Raw genomic sequence first — 17,032 nt, forward strand, 5'->3', positions numbered from 1 at the left:
AGGATCGGGGTCAATCATCGTCCGCATTGTCCATATTGTCGGACAGGCCTTCCGGATGCGGTCCGCCGTTATTGGCGCTGCTGGTCGTAATGGCCATATGGTGCGTGATGCGCCAGAGATGATAGGCGGTGCGGTGCAGCCAGCGCGCAGCGTCAAGGCGAAGCAGCGTCGTTCCCGTGCCCACCTCGCCGTGAGCCGCGGCGTCGATCGTCCGTTCGCGCACAACGTGGCGCTGCTCGCGCAGGATTGCCCGCAGCTTGTCGAACCGGCCTTCGAGACCGGCGGCATCGCCCGTTTCGGCAAACCGGGCCGTCAGGCTACGCATGACGCGCGCCAGCCGCCAGAGCCTCTTGTCGCCGCGCAGCGCACGAATGCGCGCCGTCTGCTGACAGCGGTTGAGCAGCCGGTTGGCGTGATCGAGCGCATGCATCGCCGACAGAAAACGATCATGCAACCGCATGCCGTCATGGTCGGTCCGGATGCGCTCCATGTAGCGGCGCGTGGCGTCGAGCGCGTCACGCAATTCGAGCAGGCGCGCCGGATCGAGTTCGCGTGCACCACCCGGGGAGAGCAGATTTTCCACACCGCGCGCAAGTTCAAGCGCGATCGCGCGGATCGTGGTGATGGCCGCATCGAGGGCTGCGGACGGGCTGGCAAGCAACCGCTCGTCGAGCCTGTCGATGAGCGGCGTGCCGCTTTCCGGCACCAGGCGCATGATGAAGCGCGCAAATGCATTGGTGAACGGCAGGACGAGGATGACGCCGAGCGTGTTGAACAGGGTGTGGAAGGCGACGAGCGCGAACTGGGCATCGCCGCCGGCGGCAAGATAATCCTCCGCCTTCCAGACGTAGAAAGGCAGGATGAGGAAGGCCATCACGCCCGTCGCCAGATTGTAGATGATGTGGGCATAGCCGGTGCGGCGCATCGCGGTCGACCCGCCGAGGACGGCCAGGACCGTCTTGAAAGTCGTGCCGACATCCATGCCGATCACCATCGCGCCGGCCTGGGTGAACGATATCGCACCGGCATGCAAAGCGACAAGGGCAGTAGCAACGCCGGCGCTGGACGACTGGGTGACAAGCGTGATCGCGATGCCGATCAGCACGAGTTCGAAACGGCCGAGGATCGTGTCGCCGGGAAAGCTGGCGGGCGTTACGATGCCTTCCAGCGCCGCGAGGCCCGCCTGCATCATGTCGATACCGATGAAAAGCAGCGCGAAGCCGGCAATGCCCATGCCGAGCTGCGCGAGGCGCCCGGAGGCGAATATGCGCAGGACGACGCCAGTCAGAACCAGCGGCATCGCGGCCAGGCCGAGCTTGAACTTGAAACCAAGCGCGGCGACCAGCCATCCGGTGATCGTCGTGCCGATATTGGCGCCGAAAATGATGCCGAGCGCATGTGGAAAGGTCATGAGACCCGCGCCAACCAGGCCGATGGCGATGACCGTCGTCGCGCTCGAGGACTGGATCAGCGCGGTCGTCGCCGCACCGGTTGCGGCGCCCGACAGCGGGCTCCTCGTGAAGGCGGCGAGGACCTGACGCAGCCGGTCGCCCGCGAGCGCGCGCAGGCCGTCGGTCAGCAATAGCATGCCGAGGAGAAACAGGCCGATGCCGCCGGCCGCCTGCATGAGATCCGGAATCATGCCCCTTTGTATCCCGCCAATCACAGTGCGAATAGCGGCATCGAAGCGTTCGCGTCGCGCCCGAGCCGGTTCGTTGTTGGACGGCGGCGCAGCGCTGGCACGGGAAATTCGAGCGGCATCCATTGGAGGCCGCACAAGGACACACTATATTGCAGGTCACGCGGGCGGATTCGAACTGCCTGCGTATCCCGGTTTAACCGCTATGCGCGAGAAAGGATTGTTGATGATTGTGCTGGCACCCCGGAAAGCCGGGCGGAGGCACGGATAGGTTCACCGGGCAGTTGTCGCGGCAAGTGTCGCGCGGCCGGTACACCTCCGCAATCTCCGCCATCGGCTGAATTCCCGAACGTTGCCCGGCCTATGGCTCGCGACGCATTCGGTGTTTTTTCCTGGCTGATCCGGATTATCCGGTGATAGCCGCTACCGGTGTTGGACACATGACCATCAATCTTTCCGAACTGGCCGAATTCGGCTGGAAATCCCATTTCACATCACAACTCGATCCCGAGGATTTCGAAACGCTGGTGCCGGCACGGGTGACCGCCGTGCACCGCAGCGCGCTGGAAGTCGTCGGCGCGCATATCGCCACATCCGTTCCACCCTATTCATCTCACGATGATGATGATGGTGCCGCGACGGTGGGCGACTGGCTGCTGATCGACCCGCAAACAACCCGCGTCAGGCGTGTGCTGGACAGGAAAAGCCTGATCAAGCGCCGCGCTGCCGGGACGGGACGGCGCTCGCAGTTGATCGCTGCGAATGTGGACACGCTGTTCATTGTCACCTCCTGCAACGAGGATTTCAATGTCGCCCGCCTGGAGCGGTATTTGGCGCTGGCGCGCGAATCCGGCGTAACGCCCGTGATCGTGCTGACCAAAGCCGATCTGACGGACACGCCGGAGGATTTCGAGCGCGCTGCCGTCCGGCTGATGCCGGCGCTTTGTGTCGAGACGGTCGATGCGCGCGATCCGGCAAGCGTCGAGCGTCTTGCCGCATGGTGCGGGCGCGGCGAAACGATCGCGTTCGTCGGATCGTCGGGCGTCGGCAAGTCGACCCTGATCAACACTTTGATCGGTACGCAGGAGATCGCCACCCGCGGCATAAGGGAAGACGACGCCAAGGGTCGGCACACGACGACCGGCCGGACGCTGCATCGCCTGCCGGCCGGCGGCTGGCTGCTCGACACGCCGGGCATACGCGAACTGCAGCTGACCGACGTTCATTCCGGTATCGACGACGTGTTTTCCGATATCGTCGAAATCGCGAAATCCTGCCGTTTCCGCGATTGCGGACATGACGGGGAACCGGGATGCGCCGTCGCCAAGGCGATCGCCGACGGCAAGCTGGAGGCCGACCGGGTGCCTCGTTGGAAAAAGCTTCTGGCCGAGGAAGCGCACAATTCGGCAAGTCTTGCGGAACGGCGCGCCCGGAACAAGACATTCGGCAAAATGGTCAAGCGCGTCATGAGCGAGAAGAAGCACAAGCGCTAGGGCCGGCAATACTTCGAATCCGACCGAGCCGCCTCGCATCCGCGAGGCGGCTCGGCTAAGCTTCGCTACAAACAGCAAGCCGCAGGGATTCGACTCATGGCCGAACAACGCTCCGCCCGTCTCGCCGTCCTGATCGACGCCGACAACACCTCCGCCAAGATCGCCGACGGGCTGTTCGAGGAAATCGCCAAGATCGGCGAAGCGAGCGTCAGGCGCATCTACGGCGATTTCTCCAGCACCCGCATGAGAAGCTGGAACGAAATCCTGGCCAGCCATGCCATCGTGCCGCAACAGCAATTTGCCTACACCTCCGGCAAGAACGCCTCCGACATCACGCTGGTGATCGACGCCATGGACCTTCTGCATTCGGGACGTTTCGACGGCTTCTGCCTCGTTTCGTCGGACAGCGATTTCACCCGACTTGCGTCGCGCATCCGCGAACAGGGCATCGACGTTTACGGATTCGGCGAGAAGAAGACGCCTGAGAGCTTCCGCCAGGCCTGCCGGCGGTTCATCTACACCGAGAACCTGCTGCCGGAGACGGCGGCCCCGCAGGACAAGGCACCGAAGCGCGAGACAGCCTCGAGTGCGATCCCGCTGATCGAAAAGGCAATGGAGCAGCTGGAAACCGAGGAGGATGCCTGGGTGACGCTCGGCGCGGTCGGCACGCAGCTCTCCAACCTGTCATCGGATTTCGACCCGCGCACCTTCGGCTCGCGCAAGCTTTCCGATCTCGTGAAGAAGACCGGTGCCTTCGAGATCGACCATCCGGAAGGCGGCTCGATCCGGATCCGGAAAAAACAGGCGGCAAAGGGCCGGAAGTAGCGCCGAGGCACGCAACCTTCTGCGGGCATTGGCGCTAAACTGCGCCATGTTCGGCGATTCGCCCTTACCTGCGCCAACGATGCGCGTCCTGGTTCTCGGCGCCTACGGTCTCATTGGCGCGGGGGTCAGCCGCCATTTGCGTGGCTACGGATATGCCGTCACCGGGCTTGGCCGGAACGCCTCGACGGCGCGGCGTGTTCTGCCGGAGCTGAACTGGATCGTGCGCGACATGGCGGCAATGCGCTCGCCGGACGAATGGCTGTCCGTGATCGACGGCTTCGATGCGGTGGTGAATTGCGCCGGCGCGCTACAGGACGGCCCGCGCGACGCCTTGCAGGCCATCCACGTCAATGCCGTTACTGCGCTGGCGCGAGCCTGTTCGGAACGCAATGTGCTGCTGGTACAGATTTCGGCGGCGGGCGTGTCGCCGGAAGCTTCGACGCCTTTCATGCGCACCAAGGCCCAGGGCGATGCAGCGATCCGCGCGATCGGCGGCGACTACACGATCCTGCGGCCCGGACTGGTGATCGCGCCCTCCGCTTATGGCGGCACCGCGCTTCTGCGCATGCTCGCCGCCTTTCCGCTGGTGCAGCCGATCGCCCATCCGGATGCGCCGGTGCGCACGATTTCGCTCTATGACCTGGCGACAGCCGTCAAGATGGCTATTCGCGGCGATCTGGGATCGCAGCAGACGATCGATCTCGTCGAAGACAAATCCCGTTCGCTCGGCGCGGTGGTTGCGGCGATGAGGCAATGGCTGGGCTTCGCGCCGGCGCGCGCGCAGATCGTCATGCCGCCCTGGGTCACGAGATTTGTCAGCTTCTGCGCGGACGGCCTCGGACGACTGGGCTGGCGTTCGCCGCTGCGGCACACGGCAATGGAGGTGATGCAGGACGGCGTCGACGGCGACCCGTCATGCTGGCGCAACCTGACGAGCCGGATCATCTCTCCCTTCGAGGCGACGCTCGCCGCCACGTCGGCGCGCACGGAGGACCGGATCGCCGCGCGTCTGGCCCTGCTTCTACCGTTCATGGTGGGCGCCCTATTTTTCCTGTGGGCCATGTCGGGGGTCGTCGGCTTCTGGCAAGCCGAGGCGGCATCGGGCGTGCTGACGGCCGGCGGCTGGCCCGACGGTCTGGCCAAAGGCGCCGTACTGCTCCTGTCGGCCGTCGATCTTCTCCTGGCGGCGCTGCTTCTGGTGCGCCGTTTCGCGGCCCTCGCCTGTCTTCTGATGGCGGCGCTGGGCGTGATCTATCTCGTCGCCGCGAGCGTCTTCGCGCCGTGGCTGTGGACCGATCCGCTCGGCTCGCTGGTCAAGATCGTGCCGGCCGTCGCGCTGGCGCTCGCCTGCCGCGCCCTGCTGCAGGAACGATGATGGTCTATGAAATCGCGCTGCGCTGGCTGCATGTCATCGGCGCCTGCGTGCTGCTCGGCACCGGCGCCGGCATCGCCTTCTTCATGCTCATGGCGATGCGGACGGCCAAACCGGCGCTGATCGCCCATACTGCCTCGACCGTCGTCATCGCCGACACGATCTTCACGGCGACGGCCGTCATCGTCCAGCCGGTCACCGGCTATCTGCTGGCGCGCGAAGCCGGCTGGCCGCTGTCGGAGGGATGGATCGTGCTCTCGCTGATCCTCTACGCCGTCACCGGCCTGTTCTGGCTGCCGGTGGTCTGGATCCAGATCCGCCTGCGCGACCTCGCGCGGCGGGCAGAGGCGGACGGAACGGCCCTGCCCGCGCGCTTCCACCGGCTCTACCAGATCTGGTTCGCTTGCGGCTTCCCGGCTTTCGTGGCGGTGCTTTCCATCGTCTGGCTGATGCTGGCAAGGCCTGCTATCGATTTCTGACGGAGGTGACGATGCCAGCGCTCAAGGCCGGAACGGTCTATTTCATGCTTGTGTTCGCCGCGGGTTTCGTGCTCGGCACGATCCGGGTCCTCGCCGTCGTGCCGATGGCCGGCGAGACGGTCGCCGTACTGATCGAAACGCCGGTCATGGCGACCATCTCCTGGATCGCCTGCCGCTTCATCATCCGCCGGTTCGATGTGCCGGCCATTCTCGCCGACCGTGTGACGATGGGAGGCTTCGCATTCGCCCTGCTCATGGTCGCGGAGATCGGCGTCGCATGGCTGCTCGGTCAACGCTCCCTGTCCGGCTATTTCGCGCATTACGCGACAGTGGCCGGCGTTATCGGTCTCGCCGGCCAGATCGCCTTCGCGGTCTTCCCGGCGCTGCAATTGAGATTTCCCGAAAAAGCCGGTTCCTAGACCAGTTCCACATCTACCACCCCGGGGATCGCCTTGACGGCGCCGGCGATCGGCGGCGAGATCAGATAGGTCTCGGGCAGCGCGATCTCGACCTCACCGCCGCCCTCGCCCTTGATGACGATCAGCGAGACCGGGCTGTCGCCCTTCTTCTTCAGATGGGCGGCGATGCTTTTAACCGGCGACGGATCGCGCAGATAGATGCGCAGCGCGTGGTTCTGGCGGTTGGCCTCGTCATCGAGGCGCTGCACCTTGTTGGCGCGCAGGCTGATGCCCTCCTCGCGGTTCTCGGCGCCCACTTCCAGCACGACCGACTTGCCGGGCTCCATCATGTCCTCGTAGGCCAGGAGGATCTCGGAGAACATGATCACCTCGAACTGGCCGGTCGCGTCCGACAGGACGAAGATGCCCATCTTGTTGCCGGTGCGGGTGCGCCTGACCTGCTTGGAAGCGACCGTTCCGGCGAGCCGACCCGCCGTCGCGCCGCGTTTCACGGCGAGCGCGAAATCGGCATATTGCTGCACCCGCATCTTTTGGAGCACCGGCGCGTAGTCGTCGAGCGGATGGGCGGAGAAATAGAAGCCGAGGACTTGGAACTCGCGCATCAGCTTCTCCGACATCGTCCAGGGATCGGTGACCGGAAGATGCAGGCGCTCCGGCTCGACCGCCGACAGCGTGCCGAAAATATCGGCCTGTCCGCTTTCGGCCTGATCGACGGCGCGTTGCGACAGGCCCATGATGCGGTCGATGCCGGCGACGAGCGCCGCGCGGTCGAGGCCGAAACAGTCGAGCGCGCCGGCGGAGATCAGGCCTTCCAGCGTGCGCCGGTTGACGATGCGCGTGTCGATGCGATTGGCGAAGTCCTCGAGGCTCTCGAAGGGCTTGTCGCCGCGGCGCTCTACGATATGGTCGACCGCGGCCTCGCCGACGCCCTTGATGGCGGCCAGCGCATAAAAGATCGTCTTCTCGGCGACCTCGAAGGGGCGATAGGAGGTCTGCACGGAGGGCGGTTCGACCTCGATGCCGAGCCGCATCGCGTCGCGGCGGAAATCGTTCAGCTTGTCGGCGTTGGCCATGTCGTAGGTCATCGACGCGGCGAGGAACTCGGTCGGGTAATGCGCCTTCAGATAGGCGGTCTGGTAGGAAACGATGGCGTAGGCCGCGGCGTGAGACTTGTTGAAGCCGTAGTCAGCGAACTTGGCGAGCAGGTCGAAGATGAAATCCGCCTGCGGTTTCGAGACGCCGCGCTCGGTCGCGCCCTCGACGAAGATGCCGCGCTGCTTTTCCATCTCGGCGCGGATCTTCTTGCCCATGGCGCGGCGGAGCAAGTCAGCCTGTCCGAGCGTATAGCCGGCCAGTTCCTGGGCGATCTGCATCACCTGCTCCTGGTAGACGATGACGCCCTGCGTCTCCTTTACCAGGTGGTCGATCTTCGGATGGATCGAGGCGATCTCCTCCTCGCCATGCTTGCGGGCATTGTAGGTCGGGATGTTCTCCATCGGGCCCGGCCGGTAAAGCGCGACCAGCGCGATGATGTCCTCGATGCGGTCCGGCTTCATGCCGAGCAGCGCCTTGCGCATGCCCGCCGACTCCACCTGGAACACGCCGACCACCTCGCCGCGCGCCATCATCTCGTAGGTCGGCTTGTCGTCGAGCGGTAAATTGCCGAGGTCGATCTCGACGCCGCGGCGCTTGATCAGGTCCACAGCCGTCTTCAGGACGGTCAGGGTCTTCAGGCCGAGGAAGTCGAACTTCACCAGCCCCGCCTGCTCGACCCATTTCATGTTGAACTGGGTGACCGGCATGTCGGAACGCGGATCGCGATACATCGGCACGAGCTTCGACAGCGGCCGGTCGCCGATGACGATGCCGGCGGCGTGCGTCGAAGCGTGCCGGTAAAGGCCTTCGAGCTTCAGCGCCATGTCGAGCAACTGCCCGACGATCGGCTCCTTGTTCTTTTCCTCCTCGAATTTCGGCTCGCCCTCGATCGCCTTGCCGAGTGGCGTCGGATTGGCCGGATTGTTCGGCACCAGCTTGCAGAGCCGGTCGACCTGGCCGTAGGGCATTTCGAGCACGCGGCCGACATCGCGCAAAACGGCGCGCGCCTGCAATGTACCGAAGGTGATGATCTGGCCGACCTGGTCGCGGCCGTAGCGCTCCTGCACGTAATGGATCACCTCCTCGCGGCGGTCCTGGCAGAAATCGATGTCGAAGTCCGGCATCGAGACGCGGTCCGGATTGAGGAAGCGCTCGAACAGCAGCGAGAAGCGCAGCGGATCGACGTCGGTGATGGTCAACACCCAGGCGACCAGCGAGCCAGCGCCGGAACCGCGGCCGGGACCGACCGGAATGTCGTGCGCCTTGGCCCACTTGATGAAGTCGGCAACGATCAGGAAGTAGCCCGGGAACTGCATCTTCTCGATGATGCCGAGTTCGTATTCCAGCCGCTCGTCATAGTCGCCGCGCGTATAGCCTTCGCTCATGCCCTGTTCTTCAAGGCGCTTATCGAGACCCTCGCGCGCCTGGCGGCGCAGTTCCGCGGCCTCGGCTGCGACAGCCTCGTCGTGGCTGACGCCTTTCGCGTCGGCGGCGAAGCGCGGCAGGATCGGCTTGCGGGTCTGCGCATAGTAGGAACAGCGTTTCGCGATCTCGACGGTATTCTCGACGGCCTCCGGCAGGTCCTCGAACAGCTTCACCATCTCGGCTTCCGGCTTCAGCCAGTGGTCCGGCGTCAGGCGGCGGCGCTCGTCGATGGACAGCAGCGAGCCCTCGGCTATCGCGATCAGGGCGTCATGCGCCTCGAAATCATCGGGCTTGAGGAAGAAGGCCTCGTTGGTGGCGACCAGCGGCAAGCCGTGCGCATAGGCAAGTTCGACCGTCGCGTGTTCGACGGCGCGGTCGTAGCCCTTGTGGCGCTGCAGTTCGACATAGAGCCGGTCGCCATAGACCTGCTTCAGCAGCAGCAGCCGCTGTTCTGCCACCGGCTGGTGGCCGTCGGCGATCATGCGGCCAATGGGCCCGCGCGGTCCGCCCGTCAGGCAAATGATGCCCTCGGCGTATTCGGCCAGCCAGTCGGCATGCAGTTGCGCGCGCGCGCCCTCGCCGGTGTCGAGATAGGATTTCGAGACCAGTTCGACGAGGTTGGCATAGCCCGTCTCCGTCGCCGCGATCAGGACGATGGATTCCGAAGCTTCCCTCAGCGAGACCTTGCCGTTGCCGCTGCGCGGCGTCGCAAGATCGTCGCCGAAGACGAGATCGAGCTGGCAACCGATGATCGGCTGGATGCCGGCTTCCGACGCCTTCTGGGCGAATTCCAGTGCGCCGAACAGGTTGTTGGTGTCGGCGATGGCGATCGCCGGCATGCGGTTGGTTTCGGCAAAGCCGATAACCTTCTTGAGCGGCAAGGCGCCTTCGAGCAGCGAATAGGCAGAGTGGACGCGCAAATGGACGAAATGCGGATCGGCGAGCGCCTCACCATTGCCTTGCGTGTCTTTCCGGTTTTCCGCACCCATATCTCTGACCAATCCCCGCGCCCGTTCCACAGCATTTCACATGCCGTAACAGAGTCGTCCTTGGCGCACTATGGGAGGGTGGGCGGCGCAGGTCCAGCATTGCCGGGAGCGGGTCCCGGCATCGCTGTGGATAGGCAGTCTCAGAGCGCGTTAACGCAAATCGAGAAGGTCGCGACAAACGCGGCGATGGAAACGAAAGAAGCGATATCGCGGAGGATGAGGGTCATGGATCAGTCTCCTTGTTTTGCGTCTGTCTCTTTTATGTTCCATCTATGTTCTCTTTTCAAGGGAAAAGAGTCCTATCATTAGCCCGCCCATTATCGCGGTTAACGGAGGGTGAATCCGGTCTCAGCCGGTATAGGGGATGATGCGGCCGTCCTCGAGCGTGACGACCCGGTCCATGCGTTCGGCGAGCGCGTGGTTGTGGGTCGCGACCAGGGCGGCAAGCCCGGACTGGCGGGCCAGCGCCGACAGTGCCTCGAAGACATAGCCGGAGGTTTCCGGATCGAGGTTTCCGGTCGGTTCGTCGGCGAGAAGGATCAACGGCGCATTGGCGACCGCGCGGGCGATGGCGACGCGCTGCTGTTCGCCACCAGACAATTCGGCCGGACGGTGCTCCGCGCGCGGCCCGACGCGCAGATAATCCAAAAGCTGGCGCGCGCGCTCGGCGGCCTCGGCACTTGGCAGGCCCCGAATCATCTGCGGGATCATGACGTTTTCCAGCGCCGAGAATTCCGGCAGCAGATGATGGAACTGGTAGACGAAGCCGATATCGTTGCGCCGCCGCGCCGTGCGCTCCCCGTCGGAGAGCGTGCCACATGCCGCGCCCGCGATATAGACCTCGCCGCCGTCGGGGCGCTCGAGGAGACCGGCGGTGTGCAACAGCGTCGACTTGCCTGCGCCGGACGGCGCGACGAGCGCGACCATCTCGCCCGTTTTCAGTTCGAAATCGGCGCCCTTGAGGATTTCAAGCTGGTGATCGGCCTCGACATAGGAGCGCTGGACGCCCTCCAGGCGCAGAACGCTTTGAGCGGACGCCATCACTCGTACCTCAGCGCTTCGACCGGATCGAGCTTGGCGGCCCGCCAGGCCGGCAAGATCGCGGCGAGGAAAGACAGGCCGAGCGACAGGAAGATGACGGCTGTCGTCTCGTAAGGATTCATCCTGGCGGGAATTTCACTGAGGAAACGGATCGTCGGATCCCAGACATCGGTGCCGGACAACCAGTTCATCACCCGCTGTATGCCCTTGATGTTCCAGCATACGAGCAGCCCGAGGATCAGGCCTGCCATGGTGCCGACGAAACCAACACCGATGCCGGCCATGATGAAGATGCGCATCACCGCCGCCTGAGTCGCCCCCATGGTGCGCAGGATGGCGACACCCCTCGCCTTCTCCTTGACCATCATGATCAGGCTCGCGACGATGTTCAGCGAGGCGACCACGACGACGATCGACAGGATCAGGAACATGGCATTGCGCTCGATCAGGAGCGCGGAAAAGAACGCCTGGTTGCGCTGGCGCCAATCGGAGATGTAGACGGGCCGCCCCGCCGCCTTTTCGACTAGGGGCTTGTAGCTGTCAACGGCGTCGGGATCATCGACGAAAGCCTCGATCACCTGCGCCTGGCCCTCCTGATTGAAATAGAGCTGGGCCTCCTCCAGAGGCATGAAAATGATCGACTTGTCGTATTCCGACATGCCCATCTGGAAGATCGCGCGGACAGGATAGGACTTCACGCGCGGCGTCGTGCCGAAGGGCGTTACGTCTCCTTCCGGCGAGATCACCTTGATCAGATCGCCAACCACCAGCCCGAGGTCGAGCGCCATGCCCGTTCCGATCGCGACACCGTCACCGGTCAGATAGGATTCGACGGAACCTTCCTTGATGTTCTTGGAGATCGAATCGAGCTTGACGAAATCCTCGCCGCGAATGCCGCGCACGAGCACGCCTGATCCGGCGCCGGAATTGCCGGTCGCCAAAGCCTGCCCCTCGACGATCGGCATGACCATTTTCACGCCATGCACCTTGGCGATACGGGCGGCGACTTCCTCGTAATCGGTAAGCGGCGTGTCGACAGGCGAGATCACGAGATGGCCGTTGAGGCCGAGAATACGGTCGAGCAGTTCGGCGCGGAAACCGTTCATCACCGCCATGACGATGATCAGCGCGGCGACACCAAGCGTGACGCCGACCAGCGAAATGATCGTCACGATGGAGACGGCCGCTTCCTTGCGGCGCGGCTTGAGATAGCGCCAGGCGACCAGCCGCTCGAAGGCCGAGAACGGGTGCGCAGAACCGTTTCGCGGCGCGGGCCCGGATGTCACTTCTGTTTCGGCGACAGCGCTCACGCGTTCAGGCACCCTTGGCGATCAGGTTGACGGCGGCTTCCGGCGAAAGTTCCTGCTTCTCGCCGGACTTGCGGTTCTTGACCTCGACCACGCCGGACCCGATCCCGCGCGGGCCGACGGTCACCTGCCAAGGCAGGCCGATCAGATCCATGGCGGCGAATTTCGCGCCGGCGCGTTCGTGGGTGTCGTCGAGGAGAGGATCAACCCCGGCGGCGGCGAATTTCGCGTAGAGGTCGTCCGACCACGAGTCGCAGCCGGCGTCGCCGGGCTTCATATTGATGATGCCGGCGCCGAAGGGCGCCACGCTTTCGGGCCAGATGATTCCATTGTCGTCATGGGAGGCTTCGATAATGGCGGCGATGAGGCGGGTCGGCCCGATCCCGTAGGAACCCATCGAGACGGCATGCTGCTTGCCGTCCGGGCCCGTCACGACGGCGCCCATCGGCTCGGAATACTTGGTGCCGAAATGGAAGATATGGCCGACCTCGATGCCGCGCGCCGACAGGCGCTCGGGAATCGGCGTCTTTTCCCACTCGGCCTCGTCATGCATTTCGTCGGTCGCCGCATAGGGCGTCGTCCATTTCTCGACGATCGATGCCATTTGCGCATCATCGGTGAAATCGACATCGGCGCCGGGCACATCCATTTCCAGATAATCGCGATGGCAGAAGACCTCCGATTCACCGGTGTCGGCGAGGACGATGAATTCGTGGCTGAGGTCGCCGCCGATCGGGCCGGTGTCGGCGCGCATCGGGATCGATTTCAGGCCGCAACGCTCGAAGGTGCGCAGATAGGCGACGAACATGCGGTTGTAGGCCGCCCGGGCGCCCTCGAAGTCGAGATCGAAGGAATAGGCGTCCTTCATCAGGAACTCGCGGCCGCGCATGACGCCGAAACGCGGACGGATCTCGTCCCGGAACTTCCACTGGATATGGTAGAGGTTGAGCGGCAGGTCCTTGTAGGACCGCACATAGGACCGGAAGATGTCGGTGACCATCTCCTCGTTGGTCGGACCATAGAGAAGATCGCGCTCGTGGCGGTCGGTGATGCGCAGCATCTCCTTGCCGTAGTCGTCGTAACGCCCGCTTTCGCGCCAGAGGTCTGCCGACTGGATTGTCGGCATCAGGATCTCGATGGCGCCGGAACGGTTCTGCTCCTCGCGAATGATGTTACAGACCTTGTCGAGAACCCGCTTGCCGAGCGGCAGCATGGAATAGATGCCGGCGGCCTGCTGGCGGATCATGCCGGCACGCAGCATCAGCCGGTGCGAGACGATCTCGGCTTCCTTGGGATTCTCTTTCAGAAGGGGCAGAAAATAACGCGACAGACGCATGGCGGGTTCCAGAAGGGTATAGTTCGTTTCGTACGAGAATCAGGCGCAATTCCGGCGTGACGGCAGTGTTCATAAAGCGGTTCGGGCACAAATGGAAACGGTTCTCTTTCCAATGGCCGCGCCTCGGCGCAAACACCGCGCCGGCACCACCGGACGGGGGCCGAGTTCACCTTCTACTTTACATCAACACGCGGGCTTCATTTTTTCGGTGACAACGGCGCCAAGCATTGCTACGAAAGGTTCCGGTTTTATTCGGCGAAAGCCGGATAAACCGGTGAACGCGGCCAAAGTCTTGGGAGGATCAGATTTTCCGCGCTCGGTAATCGAGCTGCGACGCTGTCAAAACAGCGGACGAAAATCAGGCCCGTTCTGAGTGGCAGGGTGCAAGCCCTGCCACTTAATTTTTTGGATCATGGTATTGGTATTCCGGCACGATCCGCGGAAGGTCGTCGAAGCCGTATCCCATGACCGCGGTCACGACATAGAACGCGCCGAAGATCACGAGCGATACCAGCGTCGTCAGCACGATCTTGCGCAGCAGCGCGGGCTTCACCGGCGCGCCATGGTCGGTGCCCAGGGTTATGTCGTTATTCTCGATCTGGCTGCGCACGCCGACGGGCAGCATCGTGAACAGCACGAGCCACCAGATGACGAAGAAGATGGCGATTATCGATACCCAACTCACGGTTCAGACCTGCTCCAGTTCGATGAGGGTGCCGTCGAAATCCTTCGGGTGAAGGAACAGCACCGGCTTGCCATGCGCACCAGTCCGCGGTTCGCCGTCGCCGAGCACGCGCACGCCCTCAGCGCGCAGCGCATCGCGCGAAGCGATGATGTCCTCGACCTCGTAGCACATGTGGTGAATGCCGCCGGACGGATTCTTTTCCAGGAAGGCGGCGATCGGCGACCGGTCGCCAAGCGGCTCCAGCAACTCGGTCTTGGTGTTGGCCAGTTCGACGAAGACAACCGTGACGCCGTGTTCGGGCAACGCCTGCGGCGCGGACACCTTCGCGCCGAGAACATCGCGATATTTGCGCGTGGCGGCCTCAAGATCCGGCACGGCGATGGCGACATGGTTCAATCGTCCAAGCATGGTGATCTCCAATAACGCGTCTAGGCGCTCGATACGAGCACGCTGACCAGCGGCTTCTTGCCCCAGGCATTGCGCGCGGCGGCGCGTACCGCGCCGTGTACGGCGCGCTCGACCAGATCGAGATCCCGGCGGCGCGCGCGCGGAATGCTCTCGACCGCTTCGACAGCCGCGTCATACATCAGATCCTCGATATCTTCGCCGCGGGCGTCGGTCTGCGGTACGCCGATGGCGACGATTTCGGGATCGGCGCTCAGTTCGTGATGCTTGTTCAGCACGATGGAAACGGCGACATGCCCGGCAAATGACAAGCGGCGGCGGTCGGCGATGCCGAGTTCCTCTTCGTCGCCGATCAACGCGCCGTCCTTGAAGACCTGGCCGTGCGGCACGTCATCGGCAATCTCCGGATCGCCAGGCGCCAGGCGCACCATATCGCCATTGCGTGCCGGAACCACGTCGCGGATGCCGCATTCGGTCATCAGTTTGGCATGGGCGGCAAGATGGGCTGCCTCGCCGTGGACCGGCACGCCGATGGCGGGACGCGTCCACTTGTACATCTCGCGCAATTCGTTGCGGCGGGGATGGCCGGAGACATGCACCAGCGCATCGCCATCCTCGATGACCTCGATGCCCATGTCGATCAGGCGGTTCTTGGTCTCGATCACCGCCTTCTCGTTGCCCGGAATCATGCGCGACGAATAGACGACGGTATCGCCCGCCGTCAGCGCCACATCGCGCATTTCGTCGCGCGACAGCTTGGCGAGCGCGGCGCGCGATTCGCCCTGCGACCCCGTCAGGATGATGACGACCTTCGAACGCGGAATATAACCGAAGTCCTCTTCGGACAGGAACGGCGGCAAGCCTTCCATGTAACCGAGCTCCCTGGCGACATCGACAACGCGTTTCATCGACCGTCCCAGCAGCAGAACCTCGCGGCCGCAGTCGCGTGCGGCTTCGGCAATCGAACGGATGCGCCCGACATTGGACGAGAAGGTGGTAACAGCCACCCTGCCCTCGGCCGCCTCGATCACCTTTCGAAGGCCGTCCGAAACGTCCTGCTCCGACGGCGAGACTCCCTCGCGCATGGCGTTGGTGGAGTCGCAGATCAGCGCCAATACGCCCCGGTCGCCGAGCTTCTCGAAGGCGTTGCGGTCCGTCTTCGGCCCCATCGCCGGTTCGTCGTCGTCCTTCCAGTCGCCTGTGTGCAGGACGGTGCCGAGCGGCGTGGTGATCGCAAGCGAGACCGGCTCCGGAATGGAGTGGGTGACCGTGACGGTCTCGATCTCGAAAGGACCGGCCTGAAATTTACCGCCCGGCTGGAACACGGTAACGTCGATCTTGGGTGCCCCGGGCTCCGATTGCGCCTTGGCCTCGAGCAGACCGGCGGTGAACGCGGTCGCGTAAACGGGCAGCGTGCCCTCGGGAGAAATGCGCGGATAAAGCGTCAGGACCGCGCCGTAATGGTCCTCATGCGCGTGCGTGATAATCATCGCGCGCACATTTTTGCGCTCAGACTCCAGAAAGCGGATATCGGGCAGCACGAGATCGACACCCGGCAGGTTCGGCCCCGGGAAGGTCACGCCGCAGTCGACGACGATCCATTCGCGGTTACCCTTGGGGCCAAATCCGTACATCGCCAGATTCATGCCGATTTCACCCACGCCGCCAAGCGGCACAAACACCAATTCTTCCATGCTCATTCTTGTTCTTTTTCGAGCGCGTATCCGGCGCCGCCTGTCAAATTGTCAAAGAAAAGATCACCAGCGGAAATCGGCTGGATGGCCCCCTGCCGGGTACGGAGAAGCAGAATTCCGTCGGCATCGATACCTTCAAATAGGCCTTCCACCCGCTCGGTTGCAAGGTTGACGGTAATGGATTCCCCCAACCCGTGCGCGTGGGCGAGCCAGCGGTCGCGGATCGCCGCCATGCCGCGGCCTCCATCCCAGAGCGCCAGAGCCTTGTCCATGGCCCGCGCCAGATGGGCGAACAGCGTCGCCGGCGTGGCGCTTATGCCTTCGCGGTTCAGCGCCGTCGCCGGATAAAGACCCGGATCGGGATGGCTGACGATGTTGATGCCGCAGCCGATGACGACCGCCAGACGCCCGTCGCGCAGGATCTGGCTTTCGAGCAGCATGCCGCAGCATTTCGCGCCGTTCAGCAGGATGTCGTTCGGCCACTTGATGGAAAGCAGCGTGCCGGGCGGCAGTCCGCAGGCGGCGATCGCCTCACGCACGGCGACGGCGACGACCAGCGGCAGCGCGCCGAGCCCGGCAACCGGCGCCGGATTAATCAGCAATGCGGAGGCGTAGAGATTGCCCGGCGGCGACGACCATTCGCGGCCGCGCCGGCCGCGTCCCGAGAGCTGTTCGGCGGCGGTGATCCAGAGATTGCCGAGATCGCCGGCAGCCGCCAGCGCCATGGCTTCCGCATTGGTCGAACCGACGGCCATCAGGTTCAGGTGCCGCCAGGCCGGCAGGCCCTCGATCGCTGATCCCGTCACGGGCCGGTCCCGGCTCCCGGGC

General features: G+C 64.0%; 14 protein-coding genes. 5 read left to right on the forward strand and 9 right to left on the reverse strand.

Translation table 11 applies throughout. The annotated features are described in order from the left end of the window. Positions 1-10: 10 nt before the first annotated feature. Positions 11-1,642: a Na/Pi cotransporter family protein gene (locus IG169_RS22225; protein WP_193178440.1), complete on the reverse strand. Its 1,632-nt coding sequence runs from the start codon at positions 1,640-1,642 to the stop codon at positions 11-13. A gap of 437 nt (positions 1,643-2,079) precedes the next feature. On the opposite strand from IG169_RS22225, the gene rsgA reads away from it, so the two are divergent. The 5 genes from rsgA to IG169_RS22250 all read left to right on the forward strand — a co-directional run bounded on the left by rsgA (position 2,080) and on the right by IG169_RS22250 (position 6,227). Next, positions 2,080-3,132: a ribosome small subunit-dependent GTPase A gene (gene rsgA / locus IG169_RS22230; protein WP_193178441.1), complete on the forward strand. Its 1,053-nt coding sequence runs from the start codon at positions 2,080-2,082 to the stop codon at positions 3,130-3,132. Between the two features lie 96 nt (positions 3,133-3,228). Continuing rightward, entirely contained in the window at positions 3,229-3,957 is a 729-nt protein-coding gene (locus IG169_RS22235; RefSeq protein ID WP_193178442.1) for an NYN domain-containing protein, read from the forward strand. Between the two features lie 79 nt (positions 3,958-4,036). Then, complete coding sequence (locus IG169_RS22240) at positions 4,037-5,332, forward strand: DoxX-like family protein (RefSeq protein WP_193178443.1); 1,296 nt, start codon at positions 4,037-4,039, stop codon at positions 5,330-5,332. Beyond that, positions 5,332-5,808, forward strand: a complete 477-nt coding sequence (locus IG169_RS22245; RefSeq protein ID WP_193178501.1) for a DUF2269 family protein — start codon at positions 5,332-5,334, stop codon at positions 5,806-5,808. Before IG169_RS22240 ends, IG169_RS22245 begins: the two co-directional genes overlap by 1 nt. Positions 5,809-5,819: 11 nt before the next feature. Next, the gene (locus IG169_RS22250; RefSeq protein WP_193178444.1) at positions 5,820-6,227 is read left to right on the forward strand and encodes a hypothetical protein; all 408 of its coding nucleotides are present in this window, start codon (positions 5,820-5,822) and stop codon (positions 6,225-6,227) included. Here the strand turns inward: IG169_RS22250 and dnaE are convergent. From dnaE to IG169_RS22290, 8 genes are all read right to left on the reverse strand, one after another. Continuing rightward, positions 6,224-9,736, reverse strand: a complete 3,513-nt coding sequence (dnaE, locus tag IG169_RS22255; protein WP_193178445.1) for a DNA polymerase III subunit alpha — start codon at positions 9,734-9,736, stop codon at positions 6,224-6,226. The genes IG169_RS22250 and dnaE overlap by 4 nt on opposite strands. Before the next feature lie 348 nt (positions 9,737-10,084). Further along, positions 10,085-10,777: an ABC transporter ATP-binding protein gene (locus tag IG169_RS22260; RefSeq protein WP_193178446.1), complete on the reverse strand. Its 693-nt coding sequence runs from the start codon at positions 10,775-10,777 to the stop codon at positions 10,085-10,087. Next, positions 10,777-12,087 carry a lipoprotein-releasing ABC transporter permease subunit gene (locus IG169_RS22265; protein WP_193178447.1) on the reverse strand — a complete coding sequence of 437 codons (1,311 nt, stop codon included), beginning with the start codon at positions 12,085-12,087 and terminating at the stop codon, positions 10,777-10,779. Before IG169_RS22265 ends, IG169_RS22260 begins: the two co-directional genes overlap by 1 nt. A 4-nt stretch (positions 12,088-12,091) precedes the next feature. Continuing rightward, positions 12,092-13,420: a proline--tRNA ligase gene (proS, locus tag IG169_RS22270; protein ID WP_193178448.1), complete on the reverse strand. Its 1,329-nt coding sequence runs from the start codon at positions 13,418-13,420 to the stop codon at positions 12,092-12,094. A 397-nt stretch (positions 13,421-13,817) separates the two neighbouring features. Beyond that, entirely contained in the window at positions 13,818-14,105 is a 288-nt protein-coding gene (locus IG169_RS22275; protein ID WP_193178449.1) for a DUF1467 family protein, read from the reverse strand. Positions 14,106-14,108: 3 nt separating this feature from the next. Next, positions 14,109-14,513 carry a methylmalonyl-CoA epimerase gene (gene mce / locus IG169_RS22280; protein ID WP_193178450.1) on the reverse strand — a complete coding sequence of 135 codons (405 nt, stop codon included), beginning with the start codon at positions 14,511-14,513 and terminating at the stop codon, positions 14,109-14,111. A gap of 20 nt (positions 14,514-14,533) precedes the next feature. Then, a complete protein-coding gene (locus IG169_RS22285) occupies positions 14,534-16,210 on the reverse strand; it encodes a ribonuclease J (protein WP_193178451.1) in 1,677 nt (558 codons plus the stop codon). After that, on the reverse strand, positions 16,207-17,010 hold the full coding sequence (locus IG169_RS22290; protein ID WP_428982276.1) for a biotin--[acetyl-CoA-carboxylase] ligase: 804 nt from the start codon (positions 17,008-17,010) through the stop codon (positions 16,207-16,209). The genes IG169_RS22285 and IG169_RS22290 overlap by 4 nt, the downstream gene beginning before the upstream one ends. Positions 17,011-17,032 lie beyond the last annotated feature (22 nt).

The organism is Oricola nitratireducens, from assembly GCF_014904745.1.
GTDB classification, from domain to species: domain Bacteria; phylum Pseudomonadota; class Alphaproteobacteria; order Rhizobiales; family Rhizobiaceae; genus Oricola; species Oricola nitratireducens.

What these genes read in the sequence shown, in the direction of transcription:
- IG169_RS22250 (WP_193178444.1), top strand. Translation starts at nt 5,820, where the DNA reads ATGCCAGCGCTCAAGGCCGGAACGGTCTATTTCATGCTTGTGTTCGCC.
- IG169_RS22225 (WP_193178440.1), bottom strand. Translation starts at nt 1,642, where the DNA reads ATGATTCCGGATCTCATGCAGGCGGCCGGCGGCATCGGCCTGTTTCTC.
- dnaE (WP_193178445.1), bottom strand. Translation starts at nt 9,736, where the DNA reads ATGGGTGCGGAAAACCGGAAAGACACGCAAGGCAATGGTGAGGCGCTC.
- proS (WP_193178448.1), bottom strand. Translation starts at nt 13,420, where the DNA reads ATGCGTCTGTCGCGTTATTTTCTGCCCCTTCTGAAAGAGAATCCCAAG.
- IG169_RS22285 (WP_193178451.1), bottom strand. Translation starts at nt 16,210, where the DNA reads ATGAGCATGGAAGAATTGGTGTTTGTGCCGCTTGGCGGCGTGGGTGAA.
- mce (WP_193178450.1), bottom strand. Translation starts at nt 14,513, where the DNA reads ATGCTTGGACGATTGAACCATGTCGCCATCGCCGTGCCGGATCTTGAG.
- IG169_RS22260 (WP_193178446.1), bottom strand. Translation starts at nt 10,777, where the DNA reads ATGGCGTCCGCTCAAAGCGTTCTGCGCCTGGAGGGCGTCCAGCGCTCC.
- rsgA (WP_193178441.1), top strand. Translation starts at nt 2,080, where the DNA reads ATGACCATCAATCTTTCCGAACTGGCCGAATTCGGCTGGAAATCCCAT.
- IG169_RS22245 (WP_193178501.1), top strand. Translation starts at nt 5,332, where the DNA reads ATGGTCTATGAAATCGCGCTGCGCTGGCTGCATGTCATCGGCGCCTGC.
- IG169_RS22240 (WP_193178443.1), top strand. Translation starts at nt 4,037, where the DNA reads ATGCGCGTCCTGGTTCTCGGCGCCTACGGTCTCATTGGCGCGGGGGTC.
- IG169_RS22235 (WP_193178442.1), top strand. Translation starts at nt 3,229, where the DNA reads ATGGCCGAACAACGCTCCGCCCGTCTCGCCGTCCTGATCGACGCCGAC.